Below are 8298 nucleotides of genomic sequence, written 5' to 3' on the forward strand. Positions count from 1 at the left end.
GATTAATTTATCTGGGTTTAATTAGTCTGGGAATTTACCAAGCTTTGGCTTTCAATAAAACTGAACCGCGTTTGCGTCGGTTAGGCTACGAATTAGCCATCGCTAGTGCTTGTCAGATTCTCTGGGTAATTCTCTTTCAATTGCGTTTTTTTACCCTGTCTTTATTGACAATGCTAGGCATTTTAATTCCTCTCATCCGGCTTTATCTTCGCTTAGAAATTAATCGCTTGATTGTCAATCGTAAACAGGGTTTATTAGTTAATGCTCCTATTAGTATTTATTTCGCTTGGATTACCGTAGCCACGATTGTCAACGTCGCTTCGGTGTTAGATTGGATCAACTGGCAGCGATGGGGTCTAACAGACCAGATCTGGACGGTAATAATCCTAGTTATCGGGGCGATAATCGCGATTTTAGTCGGTTTAAAAAGAAAAGATCGGGCTTTTATCGGGGTGTTTATCTGGGCTTTTTTGGCGATCGCTGTTAAACAGATTTCTCTGCCTCTAATTGCGATAACAGCGATTATATTAGCGATTACCCTAACTTTTTTGGTTTTTCGTGGCAATTTTCGTCCTCTGAGTCGTTAAGATGCGGGATCACAGCGAATTTCGACGATAAAGCCATCGGGATCGTAGAAGTAAACCCCTCTCCCAGTCGGACGGGTTACGGGTCCACTAGCAATGGTAATTCCCTGACTTTGTAGCACTTCTAGGGCAAAATCGAAGCATTCGGGGGCAATATCGAAGGCTAAATGGTTGGCACGGGTAAAAGCGATTTCGGGATTGTCGTCGGGAGGGTTTAAATCTGGTTCCCAAAATAGGTCAATTACTGTACCATCGGGGGTGATAAAATTGGCCACTTTTCCCTGGGCAACTAATTCTTTTAAGGTACTGGGAATTTTTTCGCCCACTAATTCCTCTAATCCTAATATTTCCCCATAAAAATGACGGGAAACCTCCATATCTTTGACGTTGAAAGCAATATGATGGACTTTTCGCAGTTGACCGATTTTGAGTTTTTTCGCGGTTACGGAAGGACTAATAGTCATTTTAGTTAGGGTTTGCTGAAAAAGTTTGTTGGTGGGGTGTGGGGTGTGGGGAGAACAAATAAAAATAATCTCCTGACGACGGACAACTTAAGAGTTAATTTTTTGCAATAATTGTCGAATGGATTCTGCATCTTGAGCGTTGGGTAGGAGAGCGAGATAGAAGCCTAAATCCTGTTGCGCTTGGCTGAGTTGTCCTATTTGATAGTAAACTAAACCTCGATCGCGCAGCTCTAGGGGATGATTAGGAATGAGCAAAAGTAGCAGATCTATTGTCCGAATTGTCTGAGACCATTGTTGACGATTCAGGTAAATATATTTTAAATTAGTCAACAAACGTAATAAAATTTGCTGATTGGTAGCAATATTGAGAAAATGTTCTTCTAATTTAACTGGCTGTTGATAAACTTGACTTAATCTTTCTTGACAGTCCTGTTTAAATAGGATTTCACCACCGTGAAAGGGATCGACAAAAATTTCCACTTCCTCGAAATCGGGACGGATAATAAAATGCCCAGGCATACCAATTCCTACCATGGGAAAATCGATCTGTTTGGCAATCTCTAAATAGATGATCGAGAGAGTGAGCGGAATACCTGTGCGGCGATCGATTACGTCATTTAAGTAGCTATTGCGGGGGTCATAGTATTCTTGGGTATTACCAGTAAATTGTAAATCTTCAAACAAATATTGATTGATAACCTTGACTATTTTTAAGGGATATAATCTATCTGGTAAACGTTTTTTTACCTCGTCAGCCATTAAATTTATTCTATTTAAATAGTGATCAATCTTGAGACGGGGATATTCAAAATTGGCTATTTGTAGGGCTGCCCGAGCTAGATTTATCTCAGGGTCAGGATGTTGAATTGTTTCGATGAAAGCTTGGTATAAGAGTTCAAGGGTCATTAGAAAAGGGTATTAATCAGATTATCAACTATTTTAACCGATCCTTCTGGTTTTATGGCCTCTCTTTTCTGAATCACCATTAAAGATTCAGTGATTTAGATGAGCTTTCCCTGGAGGAGTAACGAGAAATCTTGTCAAGGTCTAGATTAACCACCGCTTTTTCTAAAGGTATCGTGCGACAATTTTTATTTTGATTCTGCACTTGATAAACTAATTGATTTGTCCAATCTAAAGCAGTTAACCAACCACTTTGAGGATGATAAACCCCAGTTTCAATGTCTAGCCAACCGTTGCCGCGAGCTAGTTGTCCCGGTTTGACATCGGGAAAGGTAAAGGTTAAAGTATGACCTGTGATAATTAGTTTATCCTTGAAATAGGGTTGGGTCATGGCATGAAATTCGTTTCTAATCCAACAAAACTGCTCGTTTGTTTGCTGTTCAAGGGGATATTCTGGGTGTACTCCCGCGTGAACTAACCAAATATCTCCTAGGTCTAAATAAGCGGGTAGAGATTGGAACCAATTGATATGCTCGGCGGGTATATTGTTATTATAACTTAGTAGTGTCGCCGCCCCGCCACTCTCGATCCAGCCGTTAAACCATTTTTCAGAAACTTCTTTTCCTGCCAGAGCTTTTAAGAGCATATATTCATGATTTCCTAGGAGACACTGATAGTTATTTTTGATCACCAAATCCACCACTTCCAAGCTCTGCTGTCCTCGATCGATTAAATCCCCCAGAAAATAAACCTCATCCTCACTATCGGGAGCAACTCGGTTTAATAGTCGCAAAAGTGTCTGAAAACTGCCATGCACATCTCCGATAATAATACGACGCGGTTCTTGAGTCTGTTTCTCTATTTTTTTAAAAAACACACACCCCTCTCTAATTGCTGAGATTGCTACTCTTTTATCGCTAAAAAAGCAGTTTTTATAAGGTCTTAATTTTATTATAGGACAAAGCTTTCCCTCTGACAGTCACTGGTTTTGGGGAACGCCGGAACTGCGGGAGAAAGGCTGTAAGTAGGTGGGTGGAATTAAATATAAGATGAACTTAGGTTGGGTTGAAGCATGAAACCCAACTACCGCATGGGTTACGCTACCGCTAACCCATCCTACAAATAATTGTGCCTCCCTACTTAATTGTTTTGTAAAGTATTTTTGCAATCTCTGGGCAGGGAGCGGACAGGTTATGGTATTATTTTTTTATGATCAGTTTTTATACAATTGGATGTCAGCAACTATCAACTAACGCACAGATTCCCATTCTAGAAAAAAGTATCTCACAAAAATGCTCCCTTGTCAAGCATGATCAAAAAAAAAGTTTTTTTTTGAGATTATAATAAAAAAAAATTAGTTTTCTGCTTCTATGATAACCCTAATTAACGCTAGAATTCCCGCCTATCAGGATCGACAACAAGTAGAAATAAATGCTGCGGGAAAGATCGAGAGAATCACGGAGATGGGGGGAAGGAAAAAAGGGGAAAAGATTATCGATATGGAAGGGGATTGGCTATCGTTGGGAGGAGTAGATTTACAGATCAACGGAGGATTAGGATTAGCATTTCCCGACTTAGAAATAACAGATCTAGAAAAATTAGATAAGATTAGTGATTATCTTGGGAATCAAGGAATTGATGGTTATCTGCCCACCTTAGTAACCACGTCTGTGGAGAAATTTCAAAAATCCCTCTCAGTAATTGCCAAATATATCGAGAAACAGAAACAGGAAAATCGAGCGAGCGCGCAGGTTTTAGGAGTACATTTAGAGGGACCATTTTTAAACTATGAAAAAAGGGGGGCGCATCTGGGACAATATCTTTTAACCCCAAGTATAGAAACAATAGATAAAATTTTTGGGGACTACTTATCGATCGTAAAAATTATCACCCTAGCCCCCGAATTAGATAGTAGCGGTACTGTAATTAAATACCTAAGCGATCGAGGGATTACCGTCAGTTTAGGACATTCGCAAGCGAGTCAAGAAATAGCCAAAAAAGCCTTTTTACAGGGGGCAAAAATGGTTACTCATGCCTTTAATGCCATGCCTCCTTTACACCATCGTCAACCGGGGTTATTAGGGGAAGCAATTATCAATCGCGATGTGTATTGTGGGTTAATTGCCGATGGTCAACACATCCATCCAACCATGATAGAATTATTACTAAAAGCCAGTAATTATCATCGAGGAATTTTCTTAGTTAGTGATGCTTTAGCGCCGATCGGTTTAGAAGATGGTGTCTATCCTTGGGACGAGAGAGAAATTGAAGTTAAACAGGGAACAGCAAGACTTTTTGACGGTACTTTAGCGGGAACAACCTTACCCTTATTACAAGGAGTAGCCAATTTAGTTAACTGGGGAATATGTGATTTAGAAACGGCGATTCTTCTAGGCACAGAATCTCCCAGAAAAGCGATCGGATTAGCAGGTTTATCGGTGGGACAATCTGCCAACTTTTTGCGCTGGCAATCGGCATCAAATTGGGAAAGATTGGATTTCCGCCAGCATTTTGGCCTCTAACTGTTGAATGAGGGTATCGAGATCCACTTCGAGGCGATCAAAACATTCAGGAGGGGAAAGATCGGGTTGAAAATAAATCAATTTTACCTGACCATCACCGATAGCGACTATAGCCACTTCTTCCCTGGGATTATAGCGGTAAATAATCCCAAGCATCTCTTGAATTTTACAATTAACCTTGCGATTTAATTTCTCTAGAGCCTCCCTAGAACAACAGACAAAATGGGGCTGGGGTTTAAGATCGATGCCCAGGGTTTCTTGGGCATCTTCTCCCCATTCCGAGAGTAAACCCCACATTAAACCGGCTAATTCCTGTTGATTTTCTTGCACGAATTGATCTAATTGATAGCGCCATTGATTAGCGGGATCATCGGGGATTGGTTGTTCAAATCTCATCATTAGCCTCTTTTCAGTTATCAGTCTTCAGTTATCAGTTATCAGTTATCAGTCCTTAATAAGGGGTGTGCCGATCCCCCCTACCCCCCTTGATAAGGGGGGTGCCGATAGGCGGGGGGATCCCCCTTAATAAGGGGGGAAAGCTGACAATTTTTAACACCTACCTACTTAACGACGGTACTCATCACCGCAATCACCGATCAACTGCAATAAATCCCGGGATTTTTGCAAGACATGATCAATTTTTTGATAGTCTTGGGGGGATAATTGAAAATCGAAAATACGGGCATTTTCTTGGATATGTTCAGCAACACCCAAACGCACCCCGATAATTGCCCCGGCTACGGCCTTTTGTTCGAGAACGTAACGCACTGCCACATTAGGAATGGTGACGTGATAGGAATCAGCGATCGCTTTAAGAACGGTTAATAATTCTTGGAATAATTGCCAGTTTCCCCAAGCATTGATCATGTTTTTATATTTCCGTAAACTAGCGGTATTGAGACTCATGGCATTGGGTTCGGGATGACCGAGATATTTTGCCCCTAATAAGCCTCCTGCTAGAGTACCATAGGCGAGTAGATAGATGTTATGTTCTTGGCAAAATTGCGCCATTTTGACGAGGGGACGGCGATCGATTAGAGAAAACTGGACTTGATTGGAGACTATTTTAATCCCGGCGCTGAGAATAATTTTTAAATGTTCCGTGTCGAAATTAGTCAAGGCCAGGTGTTTAATTTTGCCTTCCTGTTGTAATTCTCCTAAAAAATATAAGGCATCTAGATAATTTTTATCGCGATAATCCCACCAGTGAAACTGCAATAAATCGAGACTATCCACATCCATACGACGTAGGGAAATAGCGATATTTTTTGCGACTATTTCCTTAGTCATTTTACCCGGACGGGGAACCCATTTAGTGAAAGCTTGCAGATTATTTAAGGCATCAATGCCCCTTTGGGCGACTAATTGACGACGAAATTCACCGATAAAATCTTCGGCCGGACCGTAATGATCGGCCAGATCCCAAGTGGTGAAACCGGCATCTAGATAGGAGAACATACTAGGGATCGCTTTTTGGGGTGCGATCGAACCATGGGCTCCTGAAACTTGCCACATTCCGTTCAAAATACGACAAATTTCCAGATCGGGGGTAAACTGTAAGCGACGAGATTCGGACATGAGAGCTTTTCAGTGTTGTCAAAGGCACGGCGTAGCCGTCCAGTAAACAGTAAACAGTAATCAGTGAAAAGACAGCAGAAAACTGCCATTGAATACTGCTCACTTAATATTCTATTCTCCTACTGACCACTAATCACCGATTACTGATTCAAGACAGATCGATCGTACCTGTCCAGAAAAAAGCGGCAAAGGGGAAGACTTTCGGAAAAATCTCCCCCTTTTTGGGTTTCTGCTGCTCAATTTTTGCTGGGTTAATATTCCACTTCCAATCGCGCTGCGGTGACAGCATCAAAAGCGAAAGCGAGAACTATAGGCATGGGACAAGCGAGGGTGATACAGAGAATTAAAGCTGTCAGAGTCAATCCGATCGCCACTCCTAACCAAAGTTTTTCGGCAGGGGATAGACCTTTTTGGCGCTTAATGTTTTGTAACACTTTGGTGGGAATTGGTTCTGGCATCACGGCATTGGGAGGGAATGCCCAATAATTACTGTAGCGTTCGAGAAATAGCTCTGTCCAGCCGTTTTCTTGACACCATTCTTGAATCCATGGTTCGTGAAAGTGTTTCATTGCTTCCCTGTTGACTTTTTCCGGTGATTACTATAAACATCTCCTGATGTGAATTTCATCCTAGCAAAGCTATCTTAAGGGTCGATCGGATTCAATAAAACTTAATATATGAGTAGTCGGTGAAAAGTAAAGTTAACGGTGAGGTAAGGAGTCAGGAGTCAGGAGTCAGGAGTCAGGAGTCAGGAGACAGGAGATAGGAGATAGGAGATAGGAGATAGGAGACTCCGAGACAGGAGATAGGAGACAGGAGATAGGGGATAGGAGACAGGAGACTCCCAGATAGGAGACTCCGAGACAGGGATCAGCTTGGGGATTGGGTGTGAGGGAATAGGGAAATAATTGTTAAAAAATTTCGGTTCTCGATTCGGTACAGATTGCCTGTAATTTTTGGTCCCAAGTATCGAGGGGAAGGGTATCGAGATAGGCAAAGTCAAAGACAATCCCGATCGAGGGGATAGCTTGCCATTCGGGGGAATGTAAGAGACGATCAAAATAACCCCCCCCGTAGCCTAAGCGATAACCTTGGCGATCGCAAGCGACGGCGGGAATTAATAGTAAGTCCACTTCAGCCGGTAAAATGAGAGGAGCGATCGCTGTTGGTTCGTAGATGCCATAACGATTTAATTCTAGGGGATCGTCGGCAGTCCAACAGTGCCAAGTCAGGCTATCTCCGTCACAACGGGGAAAACCCCAGCGATGGTGTTGACAAAATAAGGAACTTAAATCCGGCTCTTGACGATAACTGAAGTAAGCGAGAATGGTTTTAGCGTGCTGAAAGAGGGGTAAAGATTGTAAATTTTTGCAAAGTTGCTGACTATTTTCTTGCCAAATATGCTTAGGAAGCGCTCGTCTTTGGGCAATTAGTTGTTTGCGTAATTGGGCTTTTTTGGTAGCAGAATCCATAAAATAAAGATAAATATTTCTGTAGTCACAAGATGCTAAATCTATTTAACTCGCTTTTTGGGCGTTATAACGAGAATATCAAGGCCAATGTGGAAATTTATACTTGGGCAACTTGTCCCTACTGTATTCGGGCTAAATGGTTGCTGGGTTGGAAAGGGGTAAAATACACCGAATACAAGATTGATGGGGATGAAAGCGCTCGTCAAGCCATGGCCGAACGGTCCAACGGTAAACGCAGTGTACCACAGATTTTTATTAATAATGAACATATCGGTGGTTGTGATGATTTGTATGCTTTGGATGGTCAGAAAAAATTAGATAATTTACTGGCTAAATGTGGGACTATCTAAAGTCTATTGATGAAAAAGCCTATGAGAAACATCGGCAATGGATGCAGTTAGCTTTAAATTTAGCGGCAACTGCGGGAAACCGGGGTGATGTACCTGTGGGAGCGGTTATCGTGGATAAACAGGGACATTTAATCGCTCAAGGGGCTAATTGCAAGGAAAAACACCATGATCCCACCGCTCACGCCGAAATTCTGGCGATTCGTGCCGCTAGTCAAGTGTTAGGCAATTGGCACTTAAAGGATTGTACCCTCTACGTCACCCTCGAACCCTGTCCCATGTGTGCCGGGGCAATCATTCAGGCTAGATTAGGATTATTAGTGTACGGTGCTGACGATCCCAAAACAGGAGTTATCCGCACTGTGGCTAATTTTATTGATAGTCCTTTTTCTAACCATCGTTTACCGGTAATCGCGGGAATTTTAGCC

General features: G+C 42.0%; 11 protein-coding genes. 4 read left to right on the plus strand and 7 right to left on the minus strand.

The features are described from left to right. Positions 1–587, plus strand: a 587-nt coding sequence (locus PX481_RS23650) for a TspO-related membrane protein (protein ID WP_288096376.1), incomplete at its 5' end; no start/stop codon positions are given. Here PX481_RS23650 and PX481_RS23655 read toward each other — a convergent pair. The 3 genes from PX481_RS23655 to PX481_RS23665 form a co-directional block, all read right to left on the minus strand. After that, positions 584–1048 carry a VOC family protein gene (locus tag PX481_RS23655; RefSeq protein WP_288058546.1) on the minus strand — a complete coding sequence of 155 codons (465 nt, stop codon included), beginning with the start codon at positions 1046–1048 and terminating at the stop codon, positions 584–586. The two genes, PX481_RS23650 and PX481_RS23655, sit on opposite strands and share 4 nt — an antisense overlap. A gap of 87 nt (positions 1049–1135) precedes the next feature. After that, positions 1136–1954, minus strand: coding sequence for a SirB1 family protein (locus PX481_RS23660; protein ID WP_002762361.1), 819 nt, complete (start codon positions 1952–1954; stop codon positions 1136–1138). Positions 1955–2033: 79 nt separating this feature from the next. Continuing rightward, entirely contained in the window at positions 2034–2828 is a 795-nt protein-coding gene (locus tag PX481_RS23665) for a metallophosphoesterase family protein (RefSeq protein WP_288096379.1), read from the minus strand. A 493-nt stretch (positions 2829–3321) separates the two neighbouring features. On the opposite strand from PX481_RS23665, the gene nagA reads away from it, so the two are divergent. Then, positions 3322–4473 carry an N-acetylglucosamine-6-phosphate deacetylase gene (gene nagA, locus PX481_RS23670; RefSeq protein WP_288096380.1) on the plus strand — a complete coding sequence of 384 codons (1152 nt, stop codon included), beginning with the start codon at positions 3322–3324 and terminating at the stop codon, positions 4471–4473. On the opposite strand, the gene ccmS is transcribed toward nagA, so the two are convergent. From ccmS to PX481_RS23690, 4 genes are all read right to left on the minus strand, one after another. Then, positions 4429–4869, minus strand: a complete 441-nt coding sequence (ccmS, locus tag PX481_RS23675) for a beta-carboxysome assembly chaperone CcmS (RefSeq protein WP_043999379.1) — start codon at positions 4867–4869, stop codon at positions 4429–4431. The genes nagA and ccmS overlap by 45 nt on opposite strands. 168 nt (positions 4870–5037) lie before the next feature. Next, positions 5038–6051 carry an aldo/keto reductase gene (locus PX481_RS23680; protein WP_002762346.1) on the minus strand — a complete coding sequence of 338 codons (1014 nt, stop codon included), beginning with the start codon at positions 6049–6051 and terminating at the stop codon, positions 5038–5040. Positions 6052–6302: 251 nt separating this feature from the next. Further along, entirely contained in the window at positions 6303–6620 is a 318-nt protein-coding gene (locus PX481_RS23685) for a slr1957 family protein (protein ID WP_002762345.1), read from the minus strand. A gap of 342 nt (positions 6621–6962) precedes the next feature. After that, the gene (locus tag PX481_RS23690; protein ID WP_002762343.1) at positions 6963–7523 is read right to left on the minus strand and encodes a 5-formyltetrahydrofolate cyclo-ligase; all 561 of its coding nucleotides are present in this window, start codon (positions 7521–7523) and stop codon (positions 6963–6965) included. Between the two features lie 32 nt (positions 7524–7555). Between PX481_RS23690 and grxC the strand changes: the two genes are divergently transcribed. Continuing rightward, complete coding sequence (gene grxC, locus PX481_RS23695) at positions 7556–7873, plus strand: glutaredoxin 3 (protein ID WP_002751734.1); 318 nt, start codon at positions 7556–7558, stop codon at positions 7871–7873. Next, positions 7858–8298 (plus strand): nucleoside deaminase (locus tag PX481_RS23700; RefSeq protein ID WP_288096383.1); only part of this gene is annotated, 441 nt, incomplete at its 3' end. The genes grxC and PX481_RS23700, both read left to right, overlap by 16 nt.

This window comes from Microcystis sp. M53603_WE2, from assembly GCF_030065435.1.